Genomic DNA, 24126 nt, shown 5'->3' with positions numbered 1-24126 from the left:
AGTTCTCGAGCGCACACTCCACCTGACGACAAAGGAATCGAGAAGCCCTGCGGGGCTCACGGAGGTTATTCCCTTGGCTGCTGCTCGCAACGCATCCACATCCACCACCACCAAGAACGGACGCGGAGCTTCCCGTCTTTCGTTCGCCAAGATCTCCGACACGCTGACGGTCCCTGACCTTCTCGCTCTGCAGACCGAATCCTTCGGTTGGCTGGTCGGCAACGACGCCTGGAAGGCGCGCGTGGCCGAGGCCAAGAAGCAGGGGCGCACGGACGTCAACGAGAACAGCGGTCTGGGCGAGATCTTCGAGGAGATCTCTCCGATCGAGGACCTCGGCGAGACGATGCAGCTGTCGTTCACGAACCCCTACCTCGAGCCGGAGAAGTACTCGATCGAGGAGTGCAAGGAGCGTGGCAAGACCTACGCCGCTCCGCTGTACGTCGAGGCCGAGTTCATGAACCACCTCACGGGTGAGATCAAGACCCAGACGGTCTTCATGGGCGACTTCCCGCTGCAGACCGACAAGGGCACGTTCATCATCAACGGCTCCGAGCGCGTCGTCGTCTCGCAGCTGGTCCGCTCCCCGGGCGTCTACTTCGACAAGACCCCCGACAAGACGTCCGACAAGGACATCGTGTCGGCACGCGTCATCCCGAGCCGTGGCGCATGGCTCGAGTTCGAGATCGACAAGCGCGACCAGGTCGGCGTGCGCGTCGACCGCAAGCGCAAGCAGTCGGTCACCGTCTTCCTCAAGGCGCTGGGCATGACCAGCGAGGAGATCCTCACCGAGTTCGCCGGCTACACCTCGATCGAGGAGACGCTCGCGAAGGACACGATCGTCACGAAGGAAGATGCGCTCCGCGACATCTACCGCAAGCTCCGTCCGGGCGAGCAGGTCGCCGCCGAGGCCGCTCGCGCCCTCCTGGACAACTTCTATTTCAACCCGAAGCGCTACGACCTGGCCAAGGTCGGTCGTTACAAGATCAACCACAAGCTGGGCCTGGACCAGCCGCTGACCTCCTCGGTGCTCACCGTCGAGGACATCGTGGCCACGATCAAGTACCTCGTCCGCCTGCACGCAGGCACCGAGGAGACCTTCACGGGCATCCGCGGTGGCAAGAAGGCCGAGATCCGTCTCGCGACCGACGACATCGACAACTTCGGCAACCGTCGCATCCGCGCGGTCGGCGAGCTCATCCAGAACCAGGTCCGCACCGGTCTCTCCCGCATGGAGCGCGTCGTCCGCGAGCGCATGACCACGCAGGACATCGAGGCGATCACGCCGCAGACCCTGATCAACGTGCGACCCGTCGTCGCCGCGATCAAGGAGTTCTTCGGAACGTCGCAGCTGTCGCAGTTCATGGACCAGAACAACCCGCTCGCAGGTCTGACGAACAAGCGTCGTCTCTCCGCGCTCGGACCCGGTGGTCTCTCCCGTGACCGCGCCGGCGTCGAGGTCCGTGACGTCCACCCCTCGCACTACGGCCGCATGTGCCCGATCGAGACTCCGGAAGGCCCGAACATCGGTCTGATCGGTGCGCTCGCGACCTTCGCGCGCATCAACTCGTTCGGTTTCATCGAGACCCCGTACCGCAAGGTCGTCGACGGCGTCGTGACCGAGCAGATCGACTACCTCACGGCTTCCGAAGAGGTCGACTTCAACATCGCGCAGGCGAACGCCCCGCTCGATGCCAAGGGTCGCTTCATCGAGAGCCACGTCCTGGCCCGCCCCAAGGGCGGCAGCGGCGAGGTCGACATGTTCCTGCCGGAAGACATCGGCTACATCGACGTCTCCCCGCGCCAGATGGTGTCGGTCGCGACCTCGCTCGTGCCGTTCCTCGAGCACGACGACGCACAGCGCGCCCTCATGGGCGCCAACATGCAGCGTCAGGCCGTCCCGCTGCTGCGCAGCGACTCGCCGCTCGTCGGAACCGGTATGGAGGGCTACACGGCCATCGACGCCGGTGACGTCCTCACCGCCGAGAAGGCCGGTGTCGTCTCCGAGGTCTCCGCAGACCGCGTCGTCGTCATGCTCGATGAGGGCGGGACGCAGGAGTACCACCTCCGCAAGTTCGACCGCTCGAACCAGGGCACGTCGTACAACCAGAAGGTCGTCGTCAACGCCGGTGAGCGCGTCGAGGTCGGAGAGGTCATCGCCGATGGTCCCGCTACCGAGAACGGCGAGCTGGCCCTCGGGAAGAACCTCCTCGTCGCGTTCATGACGTGGGAGGGCTACAACTTCGAGGACGCGATCATCCTGAGCCAGGACCTGGTGAAGGACGACACCCTCTCCTCGATCCACATCGAGGAGTACGAGGTCGACGCGCGCGACACCAAGCTCGGCAAGGAGGAGATCACCCGTGACCTCCCCAACGTCAGCCCGGAGCTGCTGAAGGACCTCGACGAGCGCGGCATCATCCGCATCGGCGCCGAGGTCCGCCCCGGCGACATCCTCGTCGGCAAGGTCACGCCGAAGGGTGAGACCGAGCTGTCGGCCGAGGAGCGTCTGCTGCGTGCGATCTTCAACGAGAAGAGCCGCGAGGTCCGCGACACGTCCCTGAAGGTGCCTCACGGCGAGCAGGGAACCATCATCGCGGTCAAGGAGTTCAACGCCGAGGACGGCGACGACGAGCTCGGCTCCGGTGTCAACCGCCGCGTCGTGGTCTACATCGCCCAGAAGCGCAAGATCACCGAGGGTGACAAGCTCGCCGGCCGTCACGGCAACAAGGGTGTCATCGCGAAGATCCTCCCGATCGAGGACATGCCGTTCATGGCGGACGGCACCCCGGTCGACATCGTCCTGAACCCGCTCGGCATCCCGGGTCGAATGAACTTCGGTCAGGTGCTCGAGACCCACCTCGGGTGGATCGCGAAGCAGGGCTGGAAGGTCGAGGGCACCCCGGAGTGGGCCGTCCGTCTGCCGGAGGAGGCCTTCGAGGCTGCTCCCGGTACGAAGGTCGCCACCCCGGTGTTCGACGGTGCGAGCGAGGAGGAGATCGCTGGTCTCCTCGACGCCACAACCCCGACCCGCGACGGTGTGCGCCTGATCGACTCGAGCGGAAAGGCCCAGATGTTCGACGGCCGCTCCGGCGAGCCGTTCCCGGCCCCGATCTCCGTGGGCTACATGTACATCCTGAAGCTGCACCACCTGGTCGACGACAAGATCCACGCACGTTCCACGGGTCCGTACTCGATGATCACCCAGCAGCCGCTCGGTGGTAAGGCGCAGTTCGGTGGACAGCGCTTCGGTGAGATGGAGGTGTGGGCCCTCGAGGCCTACGGCGCCGCATACGCGCTCCAGGAGCTCCTCACGATCAAGTCCGACGACATCCTCGGCCGCGTCAAGGTGTACGAGGCGATCGTCAAGGGCGAGAACATCCAGGAGCCCGGCATCCCCGAGTCCTTCAAGGTGCTCATGAAGGAGATGCAGTCGCTCTGCCTGAACGTCGAGGTCCTCTCGGCCGACGGCACACTGGTGAACCTCCGCGACACCGACGATGAGGCGTTCCGCGCCGCGGAAGAGCTCGGTATCAACATCTCCAGCCGCTTCGAGGCCGCCTCGATCGACGAGATCTAATCCGCGGGTGTGCCCGGGGGTCCAACTCCCGGGCACACCGAAGCAGACTTCTCAAACAGAATTTCCGACACAGGAGAACTAGTGCTCGAGTCCACAACTTTCGACGAGCTTCGCATCGGCCTGGCCACCGCAGAGAACATCCGCGCGTGGTCCTACGGTGAGGTCAAGAAGCCCGAAACCATCAACTACCGCACTCTGAAGCCGGAGAAGGATGGTCTCTTCGGAGAGCAGATCTTCGGCCCGTCCCGCGACTGGGAGTGCGCCTGCGGCAAGTACAAGCGCGTCCGCTTCAAGGGCATCGTCTGCGAGCGCTGCGGCGTGGAGGTCACCAAGAGCTCCGTCCGTCGTGAGCGCATGGGTCACATCGAGCTCGCTGCTCCGGTCACCCACATCTGGTACTTCAAGGGCGTGCCCTCGCGCCTCGGGTACCTGCTCGACATGGCACCGAAGGACCTCGAGAAGGTCATCTACTTCGCCGCCTACATGGTCATCTCGGTCGACGAGGAAGCTCGTCACCGCGACCTGGGCACGCAGGAGAACAACATCCGCCTCGAGCTGAAGACGCTCGGCGACCGTCGCGACGCCAAGATCGCGGAGCGCCTGGCCAAGCTGGAGGAGGAGCTCGCTGCTCTCGAGGCAGAGGGTGCCAAGGCCGACGCCAAGAAGAAGGTCAAGGACGCCGCTGAGAAGGAGATGTCGCTCATCCGCAAGGGTGCAGACGACGCGATCCTGAAGCTGGAGCGCGTGTGGGAAGACTTCCGCACCCTCGAGGTCGGTGCCCTGCGCCCGGAGGACGACGTCTTCCACGAGCTGCAGGACCGCTTCGGCCAGTACTTCGAGGCCTACATGGGCGCCGAGTCGATCCAGCGTCGCCTTGCGGCGTTCGACCTCGTCGCCGAGGCGGAGAACCTGCGTCTGCAGATCTCCGAGGGCAAGGGCCAGCGCAAGATCCGTGCGATCAAGCGCCTCAAGGTCGTCAGCTCGTTCCTCGAGACCGGCATGAGCCCGGCCGCGATGGTCCTCGACGTCGTCCCGGTGATCCCGCCGGAGCTGCGCCCGATGGTCCAGCTCGACGGTGGCCGCTTCGCGACTTCCGACCTGAACGACCTCTACCGTCGTGTGATCAACCGCAACAACCGTCTTCGTCGTCTGATCGACCTCGGTGCCCCCGAGATCATCGTCAACAACGAGAAGCGCATGCTGCAGGAGGCCGTCGACGCGCTGTTCGACAACGGTCGCCGCGGTCGTCCCGTCACCGGTACGGGTAACCGTGCCCTGAAGTCCCTCAGCGACATGCTGAAGGGTAAGCAGGGTCGTTTCCGTCAGAACCTGCTTGGAAAGCGTGTCGACTACTCCGGCCGTTCGGTCATCATCGTCGGCCCGCAGCTGAAGCTGCACCAGTGCGGTCTTCCCAAGCAGATGGCGCTGGAGCTCTTCAAGCCGTTCGTCATCAAGCGCCTGATCGATCTCGGTCACTCGCAGAACATCAAGGCTGCCAAGCGCGCCGTCGAGCGCACCCGTCCCGAGGTCTGGGACGTGCTCGAAGAGATCATCCGCGAGCGTCCGGTGCTGCTCAACCGTGCACCCACCCTGCACCGCCTGGGTATCCAGGCGTTCGAGCCGCAGCTCGTCGAGGGTAAGGCCATCCAGCTGCACCCGCTCGTCTGCGCGGCGTTCAACGCCGACTTCGACGGTGACCAGATGGCTGTGCACCTGCCCCTGTCGGTCGAGGCTCAGGCCGAGGCCCGCGTGCTGATGCTCGCGTCGAACAACATCCTGAAGCCGTCCGACGGTCGTCCGGTCACCCTGCCTTCGCAGGACATGATCATCGGTCTGCACCACCTGACCACGGTCAGGGAGGGTGCGGTCGGTGAGGGTCGTGCGTTCGGTTCGGTGGGCGAGGCGATCCTGGCCAAGGACGAGGGCACCCTCGACCTGCAGGCGAAGATCCGCATCCGCATCCCCGGTCTGACCTTCCTCGAGGGCGAAGCTCCCGAGGGCTACGAGCGTCACGGTCTCGTCGACGCCTCGCTGGGTCAGGCGATCTTCAACGACACGCTTCCCAAGGGCTACCCGTTCGTTCGCGAGCAGGCCGACAAGAACAAGCTGTCGCAGATCGTCAACAAGCTGGCCGAGGAGTACCCGAATGTCGAGACGGCCGCGTCGCTGGACCGCATCAAGGACGCCGGTTTCTACTGGGCCACGCGCTCCGGTGTGACCGTCGCCCTGAGCGACATCCTCACGCCGCCGAACAAGGGCGAGATCGTCGCCGGCTACGAGAAGCAGGCCGCGAAGGTTCAGTCGCAGTACGAGAAGGGTCTGACGACCGACTCCGAGCGTCGCCAGGAGCTCATCAAGATCTGGACCGAGGCAACCGACGAGGTCCAGGCCGCGATGCGGGCGAACTTCCCGGAGGACAACACCATCAACCGCATGGTGTCCTCGGGTGCTCGTGGTAACTGGCTGCAGATCCGGAACATCGCCGGTATGCGTGGTCTGGTGAATAACCCCAAGGGTGAGATCATCCCGCGTCCGATCATCTCCTCGTACCGCGAGGGTCTGTCGGTGGCGGAGTACTTCATCGCGACGCACGGTACCCGTAAGGGTCTGGCCGACACCGCTCTGCGTACCGCCGACTCGGGTTACCTGACCCGTCGTCTGGTGGACGTCTCGCAGGACGTCATCATCCGCGAAGAGGACTGTGGCACGTCGAAGGGCCTCGAGCTCCCGATCGCCGCTCCGAACTCGCAGGGTGAGCTCGTGCGCGACGCGAACGTCGAGAACTCGGTGTTCGCTCGTACGCTGGCCTCCGACGTCGTGAGCGCGTCGGGCGAGGTGCTCGCCGCTGCCGGTGACGACGTGGGTGACGTGCTGATCGACAAGCTCGTCGGTCTCGGTGTCGAGAGCATCAAGGTGCGCTCGGTCCTGACCTGCGACTCCGCTGTCGGTGTCTGCGCGCAGTGCTACGGCCGTTCGCTCGCGACCGGCAAGACCGTCGACATCGGCGAGGCCGTCGGCATCATCGCGGCCCAGTCGATCGGTGAGCCCGGTACCCAGCTGACGATGCGTACCTTCCACACGGGTGGTTCGGCATCGGCGGACGACATCACGCAGGGTCTTCCCCGTGTGCAGGAGCTCTTCGAGGCGCGTACCCCCAAGGGGGCGTCCCCGATCGCCGAGGCCGATGGCCGCATCACGATCGACGAGACCGACAAGGGCAAGAAGGTCATCCTCACGCCCGACAGCGGCGACGAGCCCGTGGTCTACCCGGTGCTGAAGCGTGCCACGCTTCTCGTCGAGGACGGCCAGCACGTCACCGTCGGTCAGCCCCTGCAGGTCGGCACGCTCGACCCCAAGGAGATCATGCGCGTCATGGGTGCTCGCGAGGTGCAGCGTTACCTCGTCGGCGGCGTCCAGGGCGTGTACCGCTCGCAGGGTGTGCCGATCCACGACAAGCACATCGAGGTCATCGTCCGTCAGATGCTCCGCAAGGTCACCGTCGTCGATCACGCCGACACGACCCTGCTCCCGGGTGAGATGGTCGACCTCAAGCGCTACCAGTCGATCAACCGCGAGGCTGTGTCCGAGGGCAAGCGCCCCGCGTCCGGCCGTCCGGAGCTGATGGGTATCACGAAGGCGTCGCTCGCGACCGAGTCGTGGCTGTCGGCTGCCTCCTTCCAGGAGACGACCCGCGTGCTCACCGAGGCTGCGATGCAGGGCAAGCGTGACCCGCTGGTCGGTCTCAAGGAGAACGTCATCATCGGAAAGCTCATCCCTGCCGGAACCGGTCTCTCGAAGTACCGCGACGTCACGGTCGAGGCCACCGAGGAAGCCAAGAGCGAGCGCTACCCGAACCGGATCTTCGCATCCGACGGTGCGTACGCTGACGGCGACTTCGGCTACGTCGACTTCGACGCGTTCTCGACGGACGACATCACGCCCGGTACCTACAACTGAGTGAGTGCTGAGTGAGAAGGCCCCAGGCGATTCGCCTGGGGCCTTCTTCGTGTCCGGGGTGGGCGCAGGGCCGCGTCACGCGTGCTGAAGCGGCCACGTTCGAAGGAGTTCGCACGTGCTGAAGTGCGCACGGTGAAGGAGTTCTCGCGTTCTGAAGCGCGCGCGTTCTGAAGGAGTTCTCGCGTTCTGAAGGAGAGCATTCCCGAAAGGCTCCTTCTTTTCGAGAGAACTCCTTCAGAGTTGACGGCGTTCCCCGTGCGACCTGCGGCGCGATAGTGTCGGCGGGTGAGCAACGACACTACTTCTGCCGTTTCCGTGGTCGTGATCGGCGACGCTTTGATCGACGAGATCCGGGATGACGCCGGGGTGCGAGAGCTCGTCGGCGGTGCGGCGCTCAATGTCGCTGTCGGTCTCCGACGTCTCGGCGTGCCGACGACGCTGATCGCGATGGTGGGCGACGACGAGGCCGGTGGGCACATCCGTGAGTACTTGTCCGACCACGGTGTGCGTCTGATCGCGAGTGAGGCTCCGCTCGGCTCGTCCCGGGCGATCGTGCAGCGGGCGGCGAACGGCGAGCCGCAGTACGTCTTCAATGAGGCCGCGCAGAAGCGCAGCGTCCGCTACTCCGACGAGGCACGTCAGGCGATTGCCGACGCCGGTCTCGTTGCGATCAGCTGCTTCCCCTTCGACGTGCCGACCGAGGTCGATGCGCTCGTCGACGCCCTGGGTGACGCGCGCGTGGCTGTCGATCCCAACCCGCGAACGGGCATGCTCAGCGACCGGGAGGAGTTCGTCCGCGGGTTCGAGCGCCTCGCTGCTTCGGCGGCCATCGTCAAGGTCGGAGCAGATGACGCGGCGATCCTCTACGACGGTGACCTCGACGCGTTGCGCGCGCGTTTGCGGGGGCTCGGCGCTGCTGCCGTCCTTGCGACCGCGGGTGCCGACGGCGCGACGATCGATGCGGATGCCGGCATCGTGTCCGCGCCGATCGCACAGCTTCCCGGTGCCGTGATCGACACCGTCGGTGCGGGAGACGCGACTCTCGCCGCGGTGTCAGAGGGCCTGGTCGCGGCCTCTCCGTCAGACGTGGGGGAGTGGGGTTCGTTGCTGCGGCGCGCCATGGATGTCGCTGCCGCGACCTGTCGCGCCGAGGGCGGTCTGCTGCGGACGCCCGAGTCGCTCGCGGATGCCGGACGCGGTGTGAACGGCAGCTGACCGTTCGATTTCTTGCACCCGCCTCGGGCGGGTATGCTTGTCTCTCGTGCCCCCGGTTGGCTGTTCAAGTCGGACGGGTGCGCTCTGGCGAGTTACCCAAGCGGCCAAAGGGATCTGACTGTAAATCAGACTGCTCTGCATTCGGGGGTTCGAATCCCTCACTCGCCACCACCACCTCCGCGCGATCGATCGCGAACAGAAATGCCTCCGGACTCGGAGGCATTTCGCATTTCACGCCTGCGACGCCCATCTCCCGGTCGAGGGGTGAAGCGCCACTGAACTCCTCGAGAACAGACACTGCCGCCAATGCCGGGTGCCTCGGTGCGGCACCAGTAACGTGGTGTGCTTGAGACAAGCCGGGGTCCCGGTACACAGCCCAGAGGATACATACACAATGAACGCATCTCGCTCCGTCACCGCCGCTTCCGTCGCGCTGCTCGCGCTCCTGTTCACCGGCTGTGCCGCCGGCGCCTCCGACTCGGGCAGTGACACGAACTCCGACTCCGCCGACAAGCCGGCCGCCACGCAGACCAAGGAAGAGGCCTGCGACATCATGGTCACGAGCCTCTCGGACCTGCAGTCGCTGTCGTCGGTCGACACGTCGGACCCGAACGCTGCACTGGCCGCCTTCAAGGAGGCTCAGGGCAAGGTCGACGACGCGGCGAAGCAGGTGTCGAACGACGAGGTCAAGCCCTCCGCCGATGATTCCGCAGCCGCTCTGAAGGGGTACGTCGACTTCCTGGACCAGGCGAGCTCGGACCCGGCGAACGTGGACGTCTCGAAGATGAGCGAGCACGTGCAGGCGCTCACCGACAGCATCACCGAGCTCTCCACGGTCTGCTCCTGACCGTCCGGGCCGAGAAGGGGATCCTCACGGATACGCGTGACACCGGAGCCCCTTCTCGGCCACACTGAGTTCCATGGGATCAGCGTTGACCACCATCGGACTGCCCGTCGCCCTCGGCATCATCATGCTGGGGCTCGGGCTCAGCCTCACCCTCGCCGACTTCGCTCGGGTGCTGAAGCAGCCGAAGGCGGTGATCATCGCCCTGCTGTGTCAGCTGGTGCTGCTGCCGGCCATCTGCTTCGGCCTCGTCCTCGCGTTCCAGCTGCCGCCGATCCTCGCTGTCGGCATGATGATGCTGGCGGCGTCGCCAGGCGGGACCACGGCGAACCTCTACAGTCATCTGTTCCGCGGTGACATCGCCCTGAACATCTCGCTGACCGCCGTGAACTCCGTGATCGCCGTGATCACCCTCCCGATCATCACGAACTTCGCGATCGCGTACTTCCAGCCGTTCGACGACCGACTGGGGCTGCAGTGGTCGAAGGCGCTCGAAGTGTTCGCGATCGTGCTCTTGCCCGTGGCTCTCGGCATGATCGTGCGACGTTTCTGGCCGAAGTTCGCCGCCGGCATGGACAAGCCGGTGCGCATCGCCTCCGTCGTGATCCTGGTCGTCGTGATCGCGGGCGCCGTGGCATCGAACTGGACCCTCCTCGTCTCGAACTTCACCCAGCTCGCCCTGATCACCGTGCTGTTCTGCCTGATCAGCCTCACGGTCGGCTTCTTCGTCCCGCGGATGCTCCGCGTGGGGAAGCGCCAGGCGATCGCGACGTCGTTCGAGATCGGCATCCACAACGCCACGCTGGCGATCGTGATCGCTCAGTCGGTGCTCGGATCGGTGGAGCTGAGCCTCCCCGCCGCGGTGTACGGAGTGCTGATGTTCTTCATCGCGTTCGGCTTCGGGTTCCTGATCCGAGACCGTCACGCGGTCCCCGCCCCGGTGGCGCCCTCGCCCTGAGAGGGCTTGACCTCGAACGCACGTCTGGTTTAGCATCTGATAAATCGATTTAACAGCGGCCCGAGGTGATCTGGTCGCCACACGACGGAGTGAGGTGAACGCGATGGGCAGAGCGCGGATCTCTGATGTCGCCGCTGCAGCTGGCGTGTCGGTCACCACTGTGTCGCTCGTGCTGAACGATGCCGAGTCGCGCATCTCCGAGCAGACCCGCATCCGTGTCCGTGCGGCTGCGGAGGCCGTCGGCTACGCCCCCAGCGCCGTTGCCCGGGGGCTCCGCACGCAACGCACCCGCATCGTGGGACTCCTGTCCGACCAGATCGCGACGACCCCGTTCGCGGGCCGCATGCTCGCCGGCGCACAGGACGCCGCGCGCGAGCATGATCACCTCCTGCTCTTCATCGACACCGGCGGCGACGCAGACATCGAAGCGGATGCCCTCCGCGCCTTGGCGGCACAGCAGGTCGACGGCATGATCTACGCCTGCATGTGGCACCGCGCGGTCGACGTCCCCGCCGGGCTCCCTCGAGGCTCGGTGCTGCTCGACTGCTACCCCGAGGGTGGCGGCTTCCGCAGCGTCGTGCCCGATGACCGCGTGGGCGGTGCCGCTGCGGTGCGAGAGCTGCTCGCCGCCGGACACCGCCGCATCGCGTACCTCGACACCGACGACCCCGAGCCCATCGCCTCGCGACTGCGTCACGAGGGCTACCTCGAAGCGCTGGCCGAGGCGGGCATCGAGGCCGATCCCGCGCTCCATGTGACGGGGGAGACGTCCGCGCAGGGCGGGCGTGCGGCAGCCGAGCGGTTGCTCGATCTGCCCGAGGACCAGCGTCCGACCGGCATCTTCTGCTTCAACGACCGGATGGCGATCGGCGTCTACGCCGCGGCACACCATCGCGGCCTCGAAATCCCGCGCGACCTCTCGGTCGTCGGCTACGACGATCAGCAGTTGGTCGCCGCAGAAATGGATCCACCTCTCACCACCATCGCTCTGCCCCACTACGAGATGGGTCGCTGGGCGATGGAGGTCGCGCTCGGCGTCCGCGCGGAGGGGGATGAGGACGCCTCGCACCGAATGGACTGTCCCGTCATCCGACGGGATTCCGTGGGCCCGCCGCCGGCGCATGTCGCCAAACAGAACCGACGACGGGCTTCACACACAACCGAAGGGCCGCGCTCGGCGGCTCCCGATCAGGTGCCCGACGTGGGCGTCAGGCACCAAGAATAGGAAACCACAATGACGCGCAGAACGTCGCCGATCTTCGTGGCGGCTGGGTTGGTGACAGCCCTCGCCCTCACAGGATGTGGACAAGCAGGTCAAGGCAACACGACCGGAGAAGACGGTCGAACACAGCTCACGATGTGGACGCACTCGGCGGGGAACGCCGCGGAGCTCGCCGTCTACGAGAAGATCATCACCGATTTCAACGCCTCACAGGACGAGTACGAAGTCGTGCACGAGTCCTTCCCGCAAGGTGCCTACAACGACGCGATCGTCGCTGCGGCGGCCTCGGGAGACCTTCCCTGCCTGCTTGACCTCGATGGGCCGATCATGCCCAACTGGGCGTGGGCGGAGTACCTCCAGCCGTTGGAGATCTCGACCGAGATCACCGACAAGCTCCTCCCGACGGCGGTGGGCGTGTGGGACGGCGAGATCTACTCGGCCGGCTACTGGGATGCGGCGCTGTCGATCTTCGCGCGCAAGTCGGTGCTCGATGCCAACGGCATCCGCATCCCCTCGACGGATCAGCCGTGGACGGCCTCCGAGTTCGATGCCGCGCTGTCGACGCTGCAGGATGCCGGCTACGACACCCCCATCGACATCGGTGCGGAAGACACCGGCGAGTGGTGGCCGTACGCATACTCCCCGCTGCTGCAGAGCTTCGGCGGCGATCTGATCGACCGCGACACGATGCTCACCGCGGACGGCGCGCTGAACGGCGACGCCGCCGTGGAGTGGGGCACCTGGTTCCAGAACCTCTTCGCCGAGGGCTACGCGAGCAACGCGGGCACGATCGGCAACCAGGAGTTCGTCGACGATGAGGTGGCGCTCAGCTACACCGGCGTGTGGAACGCGCTGGCATCCGTCGAAGCGATCGGCGATGATCTCCTGATCCTGCCGCCGCCCGACTTCGGCAACGGCCCGAAGATCGGTGGCGGGTCGTGGCAGTGGGCGATCTCTTCGGGCTGCAACGACGCCGATGGCGCCCGGCAGTACCTCGAGTTCAGCTTCAACGACGAGTACATCACCGAGTTCGCCGACAACCAGATCGTCATCCCGGCGACGGAAGCCGCTGCGCAGGCGTCGGAGTACTTCGGCGATGACGGTGTGCTGCGCCCGTTCGTGGAGCTGTCGCAGAAGTACGCCGTGCTGCGGCCGGAGACTCCCGCCTACGCCGTGATCTCGACCACGTTCGAGACGGCGGCGAAGAACATCATGAGCGGCGCCGACGTCACGGCGACCCTCGACCAGGCCGTCGCGGACATCGATGCCAACATCGCGTCCAACGACGGGTACGGATTCCAGTAGACGGTGACGGCGGAGGTGGGGGCGCGGGCGACCGCGTGCCCACCCCGCCGCGCTGCTCCACCCGCTCCTGAAAGACGCATCGATGACCGTCACACCTCCGACGGCGGGGGCCGAGACTCCTCGGCGCTCCCTCCGCTCCTTCCGCTCCAGCCGTGGACGCGAGACGTGGGCAGGTCTGGGCATGGTCGCACCGGCCGCCCTCCTGCTCACACTGTTCCTCATCGTCCCGGTGGTCCTCGCGTTCACTCTCTCCTTCACGAATGCGAGGCTCATCTCGCCGAACCCACCTCGCTTCGTCGGGGTCGACAACTTCATTCGCGCCTTCACCGCTGACCCGCTCTTCGTGCAGTCGATCGGCAACACGGCGATCTTCGCGCTCATCGTCGTGCCCGTGCAGGCCGGCCTCGGCCTCGCGCTCGCGGTGCTCGTGAATCGAAAGCTCCGCGGCACGACGTTCTTCCGCGTCGTGTTCTTCATCCCCGTCGTGACCTCGATCGTCGTCGTCTCCATCCTGTGGAAGTTCCTCTATCAGGATGACGGGCTCATCAACTCGATGATCGACGCCGTGACGTTCGGGTTGTGGAGCGGGAACGATTGGCTCAACGACCCCTCGACGGCGCTCGGCGCGATCATCGTCATGTCGATCTGGCAGGCCGTCGGGTTCCACATGATCATCTGGCTGTCGGGGCTGCAGACGATCCCCGAAGAGCTCTACGAGGCGGCGCGCATGGATGGCGCCAGCCCGTGGCGCCAGTTCACCAACGTCACGTGGCCGGGGCTGCGCCCGACGATGGTGTTCGTGCTCGTCACCATCACGATCGCCGCCCTCGGGTTGTTCGTCCAGATCGACGTCATGACCCAGGGCGGTCCGCAGGGCGCCACCTCGACGGTCGTCTACCACGCGGTGCGCAAGGGCTTCGGTCAGCAGGAGATCGGCTACGCGGCCGCGATCTCGCTCATCTTCTTCGTGGCCGTGCTCATCATCGCGCTCATCCAGCGTCGCATCACCCGGGAGAAGGACTGATGACCGCCACCGTCGACAACCACACCGAGACGGGGCGGCCGGCGTCGCGCTCCGCCCGCGCCCCGCGCACGGCTGCTGCGGGCCGCCGATGGGGCACGGCGGCGACCTATATCGCCATGTCGGTGCTCGCTGTGATCTTCCTGTTCCCGCTCGTGTTCATGTTCGTGTCGAGCCTCAAGCCCGACGCGCAGATTCTGCAGGACCTCGACTCTCCGCTCGCCTTCCTCCCCGTCGGTGACATCAGCCTCGACAACTACTTCGGGGTCTTCGACCGGGTGCCGGTCGCGCAGTTCATGTTCAACTCGGTGCTCGTGACGGTGCTGACCGTCGGGCTCGGGCTCATCGTCAACTCGATGGCCGGTTTCGCCCTTTCGCGGCTCGCATGGCGCGGCCGGCTCGTCGTGCTCGCCGTCATCATCGCGACCCTCATCGTGCCGTTCGAGACCATCGCGGTGCCGATGGTCTACTGGGTCGCCCAGCTGCCCACCCTCGTCTTCGAAGGCGGCGTGCTCAAGTACGACTTCGGCTGGTTGAACACCTACGAGGTGCAGATCGTGCCGTTCATCGCGAACGCGTTCTCCATCTTCCTGTTCACGCAGTACTTCTCCACGATCCCGAAGTCGCTCGACGAGGCTGCCCGGATCGACGGGGCGAGCTGGTTCAGGATCTACCGCCGCATCATCGTGCCGCTGTCGGGCCCGGCGTTCGCGACGGTCGCGATCCTGACCTTCCTGCCTGCATGGAACCAGTACCTGTGGCCGCTCATGGTCGTGCAGCGAGAGAACCTCCGGCCCGTCATGGTCGGCATGCAGTACTTCTTCCAACTCAACACCGCCTGGGGTGAGGTCATGGCGTACACGTCGATGATCACGATCCCCGTGCTCATCGTCTTCCTGATCTTCCAGCGCGCCTTCGTCAGCTCGATCGCCGCGAGCGGAGTGAAAGGGTGAAAGGAAACACCGTGTTCGACCTTCCCGACTCGTGGGTATGGGACTTCTGGTTCGCCGACGACGGCGAGCAGTACCACCTCTTCTTCCTCTACGCCTCGCGCGCGCTGCACGACCCGGAACGGCGCCACTACCGCGCCTCGATCGGTCACGCGACCTCGCTCGACCTCGTCGAGTGGACACGGGGACCGGATGCGCTCGTGCGCGGTGACGCTCCTGCGTTCGACGACCTCGCCACCTGGACGGGTTCGACGGTGCGGCACCCGGACGGGACGTGGTTCCTCTTCTACACGGGCGCGAGCCTGAGCGACGGGGGCAAGAACATCCAGTCGATCGGGTATGCCACCTCGTCAGACCTCGTCGAGTGGCACAAGGCGCCGCATCCGGTGCTGAACGCGCAGGCCCCCTGGTACGAGACGGTCGACAGTGGCGCGTGGCACGACGAGGCCTTCCGCGACCCGTGGGTCTTCCCCGACCCCGAGGGCGACGGGTGGCACATGTACGTCACGGCGCGTGCACCTCATGGACCCGTCGAGGGCAGGGGAGTGATCGGCCACGCGTGGTCGGCCGATCTTCGCGAGTGGGAGTTGCGTGAGCCGTTGAGCGTGCCCTCCGACGACGGGTTCGGACAGTTGGAGGTCGTTCAGGTCGAGGTCGTCGACGGTCGCCCCGTTCTCCTGTTCTCCTGCCTGGCGGAGCACTCGATGCCGTCGCGGCGGCCGGCTGCGGGAGGCACATGGGCGGTGACCGCAGACAGTGTGCTCGGACCCTTCGACATCTCTCGCGCCGAACCCTTGACCGGTGACGACCTCTACGTGGGCAGGCTCCTGCGCCGCCGCGACGATGGGAGATGGTTGCTGTTCGCCTTCCGCAACCGTGGTGACGACGGGCACTTCGTCGGGGGGATCACCGATCCGATGCCGGTCGAATGGGTCGAGGGGCGTCTTGCCGTGCGCGAAGCCGTGGCCGGCAGGCGTTCGTAGACTGGAGCGATGCGACCGCTCACCGAAGCCGACGTCCGGGCATCGTTCGTCAACGCGGACGCGGAGGAGCTGCGGATCATGGAGATGCCGCATGACTTCCTGCTCGTCGATTGGGACTACCTCGACTTCTTCGCCTGGTCGGATCCGAATGCGAGCCGCCGCGGCTACGTCTTGATCCCGCTGGAGGAGACGGTCGTCGGGATCGTGCTCCGGGCCACCGAGCCCGGGCGTGGACGATCGGGGATGTGCGACATCTGCCACACGATGCAGCCCGGCAACCAGATCTCCCTGTTCTCCGCACGCCGCTCGGGCCAGGCCGGGCGGCGCGGCGATTCGGTCGGCGCCTACATGTGCGCCGACCTCTCCTGCCACGAGAACGTACGTCTCGCGCACCCGTTGGCACCGAACGAGGTCAGGGCACCGGGGCAGGCCGACCTGCGCCTGGACGGGACACACCGCCGGATGGAGCGCTTCGTCTCGCAGGTCTGGGAGCGCAGCTGATCGCGGCTACGCTGGACCCACACGTCCTGTGCTCGAAGGAGACGCCATGAGTGATGCCATCCTGTTCGCCGTCGAAGAGGGGGTGGCCCGGCTCACGCTGAACCGCCCCGCCCGCCTCAACGCCTTCAACGCCGACCTCGCACATGCGTGGAAGGACGCGACCGCCGAGGCGACTTCGCGCGCCGACGTGAAGGCGATCCTGATCGATGCGTCCGGCCCCGCCTTCTGCGCGGGGGGCGATGTGATCGACATGGCCACGACCATGGGAGCTTCCGGCGCGGAGATCACCGCGCTCGCCGAGGTCATCAACACCGGTATCCGTTCCCTCACGGAATCGACGGTTCCCGTGGTCGCCGCCGCGCACGGCACGACGGCGGGCGGGGGCCTCGGCATCCTGCTCTCGAGCGACTATGCGGTCGTCGGCTCGCGGTCGAAGCTCGGGAGCCTGTACGCGAACATCGGCCTGACGCCCGACCTCTCGGTGTCGGCCCAGCTCGCGCGCGCCGTCGGCCAGAGGCGCGCACTGCAGCTGGTGTTGCAGGATCGTCTGCTGTCGGCCTCGGAGGCGCTCGACTGGGGACTCGTGGCCGAGGTCGTCGAGGGGGAGGATTCCGTGGCCGAGGCCGCCCTGGTGCGAGCGCGTGGCGAGGAGATCGCCCGCTTCTGGCTGGCGGGAGCCGCCGACGCGTACGGGCACGCGAAGCGATTGGTCCGTTCCCAGCCCGAACGCTCCTTCGCCGAGCAGTTGAGCGAGGAGGCCCGATCGATCGGCGCCGCGCTGGAGACTCCGGACGCGCAGGCGCGGGTGTCGGCATTCGCCGCCTCGGCAGCCAAGAGGGCCGGCTGACTTCTTCTGCTCCGCTTCGTGCGGATGGTGACTTTCCCCAACCCGTGCGGTGGCCGCGGTATCCGGCGGTGGGCGTGGCAGGATGAAGGCATCGCCGCTCGACGAGAGGATCGCCATGTCCCAGCCGGACATCACCACACCGCAGCCGCAGGGTGAGAAGAAGAACATGTCGCTGCTGATCCGAGGCTCTCTCTGGATCGCCATCGGCGCTCTGATCGCCGCTGCACTGGTCTGCGTCGTCTGGGTGCTCATCGGGGATCAGGACGGACTGATCGGCCGAGCCTTCCTCACGATCCTCCTCCTGGCGGCCTTCGCGGGGATCGCGATCGCCGAGGCCGGGCTCGCCCCGAACCGTCCCGACTGGCTGCAGCTGGCCAGCATGGTGAGCTGGATCGTCGCGCTCCTCGTCGGCGCCGTCAAGATCTGGCTCCCCGAAGACGGCATGTACTTCGGCGCCGAGCGCTTCTTCCAACTGCTGCTGGTCATCGGCATCCTCCAGCTCGCGCTCGTCCACGTGCGACTGTTCACACCGGCTGCCCAGCGCTACGTCACCACGTTCACACGAGTCATCTACATCGTCACGATCACCTTCCTCGGTGGCCTCGTCGGCATGCTCGTGTTCTTCCTCGCCTTCCCGAACACGTTCGAGTACGGCGCGCTGTACTGGCGGATCGTCGTCGCCCTCACGATCCTCGTCGCCGTCGGCACCACGCTCATCCCGCTCCTGAACGCGCTCTTCGCGCCCAAGAAGACACCGGCCACGCCGGGCGTCAGATCCGCGCCGTCCTGGCCGACCTATGCCGACGGCATCACCCCGCTGCCGGTGCTTCCCGACTCGTCGCCCGATTGGACGGCGTACTACACCGGGTACCCGACGGTCACGGCACAGCAGTCGCTTCCGGCGGCCCCGGCCGCGAGCTTCCCCGTCGTGCCGCAGCCGGTGGAGCAGGCGTACGCACAACCCGCGCCGCCGCAGGCCCCCGGGGTGCATACGATGCCGCCGACACCTGGTGCCGTGGAGCAGCCCCCGGCGCCGAGGCAAGAGCCCTCTGCGTTCCCGCCTCCTCCGCCCGCGCCGCAACCGCCCGCGCCGCAACCGCCCGCGCCGTGACCCTCGCCGGAGAGCTCGGCGAACTCGCGACGGAGATCGCGCGCGAAGCGGGAGACCTCGCGCGCAGACGCCGACAAGAGGGTGTGCGTCTGGCGGCGACCAAGTCGACGCTCGCGGACATCGTCACGGAAGCGGACCGCGAGGTCGAGGCGCTCATCCGCGATAGTCTGCGCGCTGCCCGCGCGGAGGACGGCTTTCTCGGTGAGGAGTCCGGGGCCGAGGTCGGAACGAGCGGGATCACCTGGGTCGTCGACCCGATCGACGGCACCGTCAATTATGCGTACGGCATCCCGGCCTACAACGTCAGCATCGCCGCCGTCCGAGGCGAGCCCGACCCCGAATCCTGGGAAGCTCTCGCCGCCGCGGTCAACGCGCCCGCGCTCGGCGAGATCTTCACCGCAGCCCTCGGTCACGGTGCGTGGTCAGACGGCGCCCGGCTCTCGGTCACGGCGGAGACGCCCGCCGGAGCGCTCCTCGGTACCGGCTTCGGCTACGACCCTGCAACCCATGAAGGCGACCTCGCCACGGTGGCGCGGGTGATGCCGATGGCACGTGATGTCCGTCGCATGGGAGCGGCCGCTCTCGACCTCGCGTATGTCGCTGCGGGGCGGCTCGACGGCTACTTCGAGCGCGGCTTGCGTCCGTGGGACCATGCCGCCGGTGGGCTCCTGGTGTCGGAGGCCGGTGGAGTCGTGTCACGCACCGACGTCGAATCCCCGCGGCCCATGCTCGTCGCGGCAGGACGCGCCGTGCACGACCGACTGCTCGCGATCCTGGGAACGGAAAAGTGAATGATCCATGGCTTTCCCAGGGTGGCCAGGGTAGTGTTTTACCCGATCGTTACTCTCACCACCCGAAGGTGAGAGTTTGAGTTTGCGCCCCCGAGCTGACGCACGACCCGAGAGAAACGCTTTGCCCTTCGAGAATCCCGAGGCTGCCTCTGCGCCCACGCGCCGGTCCAGCCGACTCCGCATCGCGGCCTCCGAGGCCTCTGCGGCGGGAACGACGGGACCCCTCTCCACGGCTGACTCCACTGCCGTTGCCCTCGCCGCCGTCGCTCCTCTCTCTCGTCGCGCTGCTCGCCAGCGCCAGGCAGCCGGCGCGGACGCCGCCGAGGTTCCGGCCGAGCCGTTCATCGCCACGACTCCCGCGCCGATCATCGCCGACGTCCCGGCATCACCGGTCGTCATCGACACCGCAGCCGACTCCGTCGATGCCGCAGACCCTGACACGGTCGCGCCTTCCGTCGAATCGCCGTCACCGGCGGAACCCGTCGCGGCAGCTGCGCCCGAAGATGATGTCGACGAGTTCGAGCGCGCATCCCGCGCCTTCCGCACGGGCTCGGTTCCTGTTGTTCCGGCGTCCGTCCGGACGTCGGCCACGCACACGCCCGCGTCCGCGCCCGCGGAGGCGGTCGAGTCCTCCGAGTCCGCGCACGTCGCGCCGCGCCGTCCACGCAGCATCCGCAAGCTTGTGACCGTGGGGGCGACCGTCGGTGTGATGAGTCTCGCCGGACTCCTCGCCGTGTCCATGACGCTTCCCGCTGAGGCTGTGGCGGCGGTGCAGGGCCGCACTGCGATGTCAGCGACCTCGCTGGTCTCGTCCGCAGGTTCCGACGCGAAGGATTCTGCCGCCGCAGAGATCCAGGCATTCGTCGCACCGGGCGCAGTCGAGAACGAGTCTCTCGCTCGTTCGGATGACTTCAGCACGGTTTCGCTGGTCGAGGTCGCCGCCGAGCAGGGCATCAACTACTCGGGTGAGATCTTCACGAACGACCCCGATGCCGCCATCCAGTGGCCGTTCCTCGTCGGGGTCGGCATGAGCTACGGATACGGCATGCGCAGCGGGCGTCTGCACGAGGGCATCGACTTCGTCCCCGGTGACGGTGCGCCCATCCAGGCGATCGCCGACGGCACCGTCCGCATCGCGACGGAGCAGGGCGGCGCCTTCGGTGTCACGGTCTACATCGACCACGTCATCGACGGCCAGGTCATCACCAGCCACTATTCGCACATGCAGTACGGGTCTCTGCAGGTCAAGGCGGGCGACACCGTGAAGGTCGGCGACATCGTCGGTAAGACCGGCAACACCGGCCGCTCGTACGGTGCCCATCTGCACTTCGAACTCATCGTCAACGGATCGACCATCGATCCGATGCCGTGGCTCAAGGCGAACGCTGGTCGAACCTCGTATTGACCCGCCTCGATTTCATGGGGACGCCACAGTGATGGTATTCTCGTACGGTTGCCCCGCGAGGGCAGCACGCCCCGATAGCTCAGTGGCAGAGCACTTCCATGGTAAGGAAGGGGTCGTCAGTTCAATCCTGACTCGGGGCTCGCAGCATTCTTCTCACACGGATGGATGCCGTGCGGCAGGGTAGCTCAGTTGGTGAGAGCGCACGACTCATAATCGTGAGGTCGCGGGTTCAAGCCCCGCTCCTGCTACAGATTCAAACCCCCGGATTTCCGGGGGTTTTGTCGTATCCGGCCGCCGAGCAGTCCGGGCCGACGAGAAACACAGACATCCGACCTTTCCCTTGACAGGGTCTCGGCGCGCCGACATCATGTCCTGTGGACGTCGTCACGAGGAGAAGCATGCGCATCGCCCTGCATTCAGTGATCGCCGAGGGGGCGATCGAGGATTATCGGTCCCATCACGCCCGGATCCCGGATTCTCTGCGCGACCTGTTCGACGTCGCGGGCATCCACGACTGGACCATCTGGCGCTCGGGGCGCAACCTCTTCCACCTCGTCGAGTGCGACGACTTCGAGGCGACGATGCGCATCGTCGAGGCCTCCCCGGCGAACGATTCCTGGCAGGCCGACATCGGGCGCTTCGTCGAGGGGTTCCACGGTCCGGACGGTGAAGAGGGGTTCACGCCCATCGAACAGGTCTGGGCACTCGCGGCGCAGCGCGCCACCGGCAGCTGAGCACACCGGGCGGTCGCGTGTCAGCGGAAGGGGTTCCGACCGGGATCCGATCGCCGTGGCGGCGGGTGATGCGGGATCTGGATCGGACGCGTCGCACGTGAGGCGTCCTGGAACCGTCGCACCGCGTGCAGGACCTCTTCCGCGGACGAGTAGCGCAACGCGAGCGGGAGGTCGCGCCGCCAGAGCACCTCGACCTCGGTCGGGGCATCTTCGAAGATCGTGCAGACGACGCGGCGGTGGTCGTCCGTCGGGTAGTGCAGATCGTGGATCGCCCAGTCGGTCGCCGTGACCTGCACCAGGCTGAACCTTCGGTCCGGATCGTGCTCCATCATTCTCCTAGCTGTCCCCACGGTGAAGCTTGCGCGATCGGCGCCCGGAGGGGGAGCCCCTTGACAGATGCCCGAGACCTCTTCGGATCATTTTGTGACGTTTCTCGGTCGGCATCCGTCTTAGAGGTGTCGCTGACCTGCGGCCCGCACTCCTCAACGGAGGCGGAGACATGGATGAAGGAGCTCAAGATGGCGAACGTGACTGGTGGCGCCCAGCCCAAGGCTCAGGTCGTCGCACCGCAGTCGGGGACTGCTGCGGGCAAGACGACGATCGAGGACGCGGTGGTGGCGAAGATCGCCGGCATCGCCGCACGCGAAGTGGCGGGCGTGTATGCACTCGGCGGGGGAGCCGCCCGAATGGTCGGTGCGATCCGTGACGCCCTCAACACGACCGATCTCTCTCAGGGGATCAGCGTCGAGGTCGGCGAGACGCAGGTCGCGGTCGACGTGACGATCGTCGCGGAGTACCCGGTCTCGCTCCAGAAGGTCGCGGACGAGGTTCGCGCGGCCATCCACCGCGCGATGGTGGAGCTGGTCGGCATGGAGGTCGCCGAGGTCAACGTGACCGTGAACGACGTGCACATCCCCTCCGATGACGAGGACGAAGGCACGCAGGAGGCGCGAGTCCAGTGAATGCATCGGTGATCGGCGCGGCGGCCGCCGCAGTGCTGGCGCTCACCTGGGTGGCCCTGGGGTTTTGGGCGTTCCTGCTCGTGGCGTTGGCGATGCTGCTCGGAGCGGTCGCCGGCCGCATCATCGACGGCCGGCTCGACGTCCGCGCACTCGCCGAGGTCTTCCGGGGCCGGCGCTCCTCGTCATGACCGACGAGGAGGCGGCTCCGGCGCCGGAGGACGTCGTCGTGGGGACGACGACCATCACGGCCCGTGCGCTGCAACGACTCGCCGTCGGCATCGTGCACGACGTCGCTCGGGTGTCGACCCGTGACGTCGGGGTGCAGCTGGCCGACCGGCGAGGTGCCGTGCGGATCTCGGTCACCGTCCCGGTGGCCCCGGAGCACGGACTGAACCTGGTCGACAGCGGCGAAGAGCTTCGGCGGGACCTGATCGAGAAGATGCAGACGCTGGCCGGTCGTGAGGTCAGCACCGTGGACATCCGATACTCGGGCGTCCGCCGCAGCACGGAGAAGAGGGTGAGATGACGAACGAACAGGCGATATACCGGCGCGTGCTCCGTCGGGAGACGCACGCGCCCCGCACCATCCCGGCTGCGGTGGTCGCATCGATCGGCGTCGTCTCGGGCCTCGCTCTCCTCGCGGGAGGAGTGTGGTGGGTCGTCGACGCGGGCTTCCGTGACAGGGTCGCTCGAGAGTTCGATGCGCTCGCCGCAGGAGCAACGGCACAGGCTGTGCCCTTCGGGGTGGGCGTACTCGTCGTGCTTCTCGCTCTCGTGCTCCTTGCGCTCGCGGTCCTGCCGGGACGTCGCCACCGTCGTGCGCGAACGACCGAGCGCACCGCTCTGCTCGTGGACGACGGGGTGATCGCTGACTCGGTCGCCGAGGCCGTGGCCCGACGCGTGGGCGTCGATCGTGGACGCGTGGCCGTGACCGTCGGCAGGCGTGACGTCGCAGTCAGGATCACCCCCACCAGTGGCGTCCCCGTCGATCGGTTCGGAGCCGAGACGGCTGTGAAGGACGTGCTCTCGGGGATCGGATTCGTCGCGGCTGCTCGCGTCAGCGTGGATGCGCAGGGAGTGATCGCATGAACGCCACGAACCGCCTGATGAATCGACTGCTTCTCTTCGTCACCGGCGCGATCCTGCTGGCGGCGGGCGGTCTCGCCCTCGCTGCGGGGGTGCTCGCCGGCGGGGACGCGCCCCCGTGGCTTCGGCGCCCGGCGTCTGTGGTGTCGGCCGCGGTGGAGACCGCCGCGACGTGGACGTGGCAGATCCCGGGCGTCGGTCCGGTATCCACTGTCGTGCTGCTCATAGCGGCAGCGGCCGTGCTCCTCGTCATCGCCCTCATCGCTTTCCTCGCCACGCGGAGACGCGGCAGGGCGAAGGCCGTGCTCGAGGTCGATGGCGCAGGCGGACGGACGACGGTCGATCGGAACGTGGCCGAGGAAGTGCTGACGGACCCGCTGATCCGCCGACCCGACGTGCTCTCCGCCCGCGCGGCTGCATACCGCGTCGGAAGGAAGCATGCCGTCGCCTTGGCGATCACCGTGCGACCCGGTGCTCCCCTCGGTGCGATCGTCGCCGCGACGGAGAAGGCCGTTCGAGAGTGGGACCACCTCCTGGGCGCCCGCATCCCGATCCTGGTGCATCTGTCGGATCGCCGGTGGCGCGATGCGTTCCGGTCGCCCACGAGGGTGCAGTAGGCGGTGTGACCGCCGCAAGAGACCAACACGCGGAGACCCC

Annotated in this window: 22 protein-coding genes and 3 tRNA genes; 24 read left to right on the top strand and 1 reads right to left on the bottom strand. The window is 66.8% G+C overall.

Features of this window, described 5'->3' with window-relative positions:
- Positions 1 to 73 precede the first annotated feature (73 nt).
- From ACLF6J_RS07240 to ACLF6J_RS07150, 19 genes are all read left to right on the top strand, one after another.
- A complete protein-coding gene (locus ACLF6J_RS07240) occupies positions 74 to 3577 on the top strand; it encodes a DNA-directed RNA polymerase subunit beta (RefSeq protein ID WP_134353072.1) in 3504 nt (1167 codons plus the stop codon).
- A gap of 81 nt (positions 3578 to 3658) precedes the next feature.
- On the top strand, positions 3659 to 7534 hold the full coding sequence (gene rpoC / locus ACLF6J_RS07235) for a DNA-directed RNA polymerase subunit beta' (RefSeq protein ID WP_421076845.1): 3876 nt from the start codon (positions 3659 to 3661) through the stop codon (positions 7532 to 7534).
- A gap of 285 nt (positions 7535 to 7819) precedes the next feature.
- A complete protein-coding gene (locus tag ACLF6J_RS07230) occupies positions 7820 to 8749 on the top strand; it encodes a PfkB family carbohydrate kinase (protein WP_134353073.1) in 930 nt (309 codons plus the stop codon).
- 86 nt (positions 8750 to 8835) lie between these two features.
- Positions 8836 to 8920 (top strand) — tRNA-Tyr (locus ACLF6J_RS07225).
- A gap of 223 nt (positions 8921 to 9143) precedes the next feature.
- On the top strand, positions 9144 to 9596 hold the full coding sequence (locus ACLF6J_RS07220) for a hypothetical protein (RefSeq protein ID WP_134353074.1): 453 nt from the start codon (positions 9144 to 9146) through the stop codon (positions 9594 to 9596).
- Between the two features lie 73 nt (positions 9597 to 9669).
- Positions 9670 to 10551, top strand: coding sequence for a bile acid:sodium symporter family protein (locus ACLF6J_RS07215; RefSeq protein WP_131491797.1), 882 nt, complete (start codon positions 9670 to 9672; stop codon positions 10549 to 10551).
- Between the two features lie 103 nt (positions 10552 to 10654).
- The gene (locus tag ACLF6J_RS07210) at positions 10655 to 11776 is read left to right on the top strand and encodes a LacI family DNA-binding transcriptional regulator (protein ID WP_081996922.1); all 1122 of its coding nucleotides are present in this window, start codon (positions 10655 to 10657) and stop codon (positions 11774 to 11776) included.
- Positions 11777 to 11785: 9 nt separating this feature from the next.
- Complete coding sequence (locus tag ACLF6J_RS07205; protein WP_047520795.1) at positions 11786 to 13078, top strand: sugar ABC transporter substrate-binding protein; 1293 nt, start codon at positions 11786 to 11788, stop codon at positions 13076 to 13078.
- Between the two features lie 82 nt (positions 13079 to 13160).
- Positions 13161 to 14102, top strand: coding sequence for a carbohydrate ABC transporter permease (locus tag ACLF6J_RS07200; RefSeq protein WP_131491799.1), 942 nt, complete (start codon positions 13161 to 13163; stop codon positions 14100 to 14102).
- Positions 14102 to 15052, top strand: a complete 951-nt coding sequence (locus ACLF6J_RS07195) for a carbohydrate ABC transporter permease (protein ID WP_134353075.1) — start codon at positions 14102 to 14104, stop codon at positions 15050 to 15052. The genes ACLF6J_RS07200 and ACLF6J_RS07195 overlap by 1 nt, the downstream gene beginning before the upstream one ends.
- A gap of 11 nt (positions 15053 to 15063) precedes the next feature.
- A complete protein-coding gene (locus ACLF6J_RS07190; protein WP_134353957.1) occupies positions 15064 to 16032 on the top strand; it encodes a glycosyl hydrolase family 32 in 969 nt (322 codons plus the stop codon).
- Positions 16033 to 16041: 9 nt separating this feature from the next.
- Positions 16042 to 16533, top strand: a complete 492-nt coding sequence (locus tag ACLF6J_RS07185) for an FBP domain-containing protein (RefSeq protein WP_047520802.1) — start codon at positions 16042 to 16044, stop codon at positions 16531 to 16533.
- Between the two features lie 46 nt (positions 16534 to 16579).
- Positions 16580 to 17380, top strand: coding sequence for an enoyl-CoA hydratase/isomerase family protein (locus ACLF6J_RS07180; RefSeq protein WP_134353076.1), 801 nt, complete (start codon positions 16580 to 16582; stop codon positions 17378 to 17380).
- A 115-nt stretch (positions 17381 to 17495) separates the two neighbouring features.
- Complete coding sequence (locus ACLF6J_RS07175; RefSeq protein WP_134353077.1) at positions 17496 to 18491, top strand: hypothetical protein; 996 nt, start codon at positions 17496 to 17498, stop codon at positions 18489 to 18491.
- Positions 18488 to 19282: an inositol monophosphatase family protein gene (locus ACLF6J_RS07170; protein WP_134353078.1), complete on the top strand. Its 795-nt coding sequence runs from the start codon at positions 18488 to 18490 to the stop codon at positions 19280 to 19282. Before ACLF6J_RS07175 ends, ACLF6J_RS07170 begins: the two co-directional genes overlap by 4 nt.
- A gap of 121 nt (positions 19283 to 19403) precedes the next feature.
- On the top strand, positions 19404 to 20687 hold the full coding sequence (locus tag ACLF6J_RS07165) for a M23 family metallopeptidase (RefSeq protein WP_134353079.1): 1284 nt from the start codon (positions 19404 to 19406) through the stop codon (positions 20685 to 20687).
- Positions 20688 to 20755: 68 nt separating this feature from the next.
- Positions 20756 to 20827: transfer RNA gene (locus tag ACLF6J_RS07160), tRNA-Thr, on the top strand.
- 34 nt (positions 20828 to 20861) lie between these two features.
- Positions 20862 to 20935, top strand: a tRNA-Met gene (locus tag ACLF6J_RS07155).
- A 150-nt stretch (positions 20936 to 21085) separates the two neighbouring features.
- Positions 21086 to 21421, top strand: a complete 336-nt coding sequence (locus ACLF6J_RS07150; RefSeq protein WP_131491807.1) for an L-rhamnose mutarotase — start codon at positions 21086 to 21088, stop codon at positions 21419 to 21421.
- 20 nt (positions 21422 to 21441) lie between these two features.
- Here ACLF6J_RS07150 and ACLF6J_RS07145 read toward each other — a convergent pair whose 3' ends face one another.
- Positions 21442 to 21750, bottom strand: a complete 309-nt coding sequence (locus ACLF6J_RS07145; protein WP_047520811.1) for a hypothetical protein — start codon at positions 21748 to 21750, stop codon at positions 21442 to 21444.
- 189 nt (positions 21751 to 21939) lie between these two features.
- Here ACLF6J_RS07145 and ACLF6J_RS07140 point away from each other — a divergent pair, with 189 nt between their 5' ends.
- Genes ACLF6J_RS07140 through ACLF6J_RS07120 form a run of 5 tightly spaced genes read left to right on the top strand, consistent with a single transcriptional unit; the run spans position 21940 to position 24086 of the window.
- Positions 21940 to 22383, top strand: coding sequence for an Asp23/Gls24 family envelope stress response protein (locus ACLF6J_RS07140; RefSeq protein ID WP_047520882.1), 444 nt, complete (start codon positions 21940 to 21942; stop codon positions 22381 to 22383).
- Positions 22380 to 22571 carry a DUF2273 domain-containing protein gene (locus ACLF6J_RS07135; protein ID WP_047520813.1) on the top strand — a complete coding sequence of 64 codons (192 nt, stop codon included), beginning with the start codon at positions 22380 to 22382 and terminating at the stop codon, positions 22569 to 22571. The genes ACLF6J_RS07140 and ACLF6J_RS07135 overlap by 4 nt, the downstream gene beginning before the upstream one ends.
- Positions 22568 to 22909, top strand: coding sequence for a hypothetical protein (locus ACLF6J_RS07130; RefSeq protein ID WP_134353080.1), 342 nt, complete (start codon positions 22568 to 22570; stop codon positions 22907 to 22909). Before ACLF6J_RS07135 ends, ACLF6J_RS07130 begins: the two co-directional genes overlap by 4 nt.
- Positions 22906 to 23472 carry a hypothetical protein gene (locus ACLF6J_RS07125; RefSeq protein WP_131491810.1) on the top strand — a complete coding sequence of 189 codons (567 nt, stop codon included), beginning with the start codon at positions 22906 to 22908 and terminating at the stop codon, positions 23470 to 23472. Before ACLF6J_RS07130 ends, ACLF6J_RS07125 begins: the two co-directional genes overlap by 4 nt.
- Positions 23469 to 24086 carry a hypothetical protein gene (locus tag ACLF6J_RS07120; RefSeq protein WP_134353081.1) on the top strand — a complete coding sequence of 206 codons (618 nt, stop codon included), beginning with the start codon at positions 23469 to 23471 and terminating at the stop codon, positions 24084 to 24086. The genes ACLF6J_RS07125 and ACLF6J_RS07120 overlap by 4 nt, the downstream gene beginning before the upstream one ends.
- The last annotated feature ends 40 nt before the right edge of the window (positions 24087 to 24126 follow it).

Source organism: Microbacterium sp. IO18, from assembly GCF_049099505.1.
In the GTDB taxonomy this organism is placed as follows: domain Bacteria; phylum Actinomycetota; class Actinomycetes; order Actinomycetales; family Microbacteriaceae; genus Microbacterium; species Microbacterium aurugineum.
This window is presented reverse-complemented; position numbering and strand designations above follow the sequence as displayed.

Excerpts from the sequence above, each read along its gene's own strand:
- ACLF6J_RS07220 (WP_134353074.1), top strand. The coding sequence starts at position 9,144 with ATGAACGCATCTCGCTCCGTCACCGCCGCTTCCGTCGCGCTGCTCGCG.
- ACLF6J_RS07215 (WP_131491797.1), top strand. The coding sequence starts at position 9,670 with ATGGGATCAGCGTTGACCACCATCGGACTGCCCGTCGCCCTCGGCATC.
- ACLF6J_RS07210 (WP_081996922.1), top strand. The coding sequence starts at position 10,655 with ATGGGCAGAGCGCGGATCTCTGATGTCGCCGCTGCAGCTGGCGTGTCG.
- ACLF6J_RS07205 (WP_047520795.1), top strand. The coding sequence starts at position 11,786 with ATGACGCGCAGAACGTCGCCGATCTTCGTGGCGGCTGGGTTGGTGACA.
- ACLF6J_RS07200 (WP_131491799.1), top strand. The coding sequence starts at position 13,161 with ATGACCGTCACACCTCCGACGGCGGGGGCCGAGACTCCTCGGCGCTCC.
- ACLF6J_RS07195 (WP_134353075.1), top strand. The coding sequence starts at position 14,102 with ATGACCGCCACCGTCGACAACCACACCGAGACGGGGCGGCCGGCGTCG.
- ACLF6J_RS07185 (WP_047520802.1), top strand. The coding sequence starts at position 16,042 with ATGCGACCGCTCACCGAAGCCGACGTCCGGGCATCGTTCGTCAACGCG.
- ACLF6J_RS07180 (WP_134353076.1), top strand. The coding sequence starts at position 16,580 with ATGAGTGATGCCATCCTGTTCGCCGTCGAAGAGGGGGTGGCCCGGCTC.
- ACLF6J_RS07175 (WP_134353077.1), top strand. The coding sequence starts at position 17,496 with ATGTCCCAGCCGGACATCACCACACCGCAGCCGCAGGGTGAGAAGAAG.
- ACLF6J_RS07150 (WP_131491807.1), top strand. The coding sequence starts at position 21,086 with ATGCGCATCGCCCTGCATTCAGTGATCGCCGAGGGGGCGATCGAGGAT.
- ACLF6J_RS07145 (WP_047520811.1), bottom strand. The coding sequence starts at position 21,750 with ATGGAGCACGATCCGGACCGAAGGTTCAGCCTGGTGCAGGTCACGGCG.
- ACLF6J_RS07140 (WP_047520882.1), top strand. The coding sequence starts at position 21,940 with ATGGCGAACGTGACTGGTGGCGCCCAGCCCAAGGCTCAGGTCGTCGCA.
- ACLF6J_RS07130 (WP_134353080.1), top strand. The coding sequence starts at position 22,568 with ATGACCGACGAGGAGGCGGCTCCGGCGCCGGAGGACGTCGTCGTGGGG.
- ACLF6J_RS07125 (WP_131491810.1), top strand. The coding sequence starts at position 22,906 with ATGACGAACGAACAGGCGATATACCGGCGCGTGCTCCGTCGGGAGACG.
- ACLF6J_RS07120 (WP_134353081.1), top strand. The coding sequence starts at position 23,469 with ATGAACGCCACGAACCGCCTGATGAATCGACTGCTTCTCTTCGTCACC.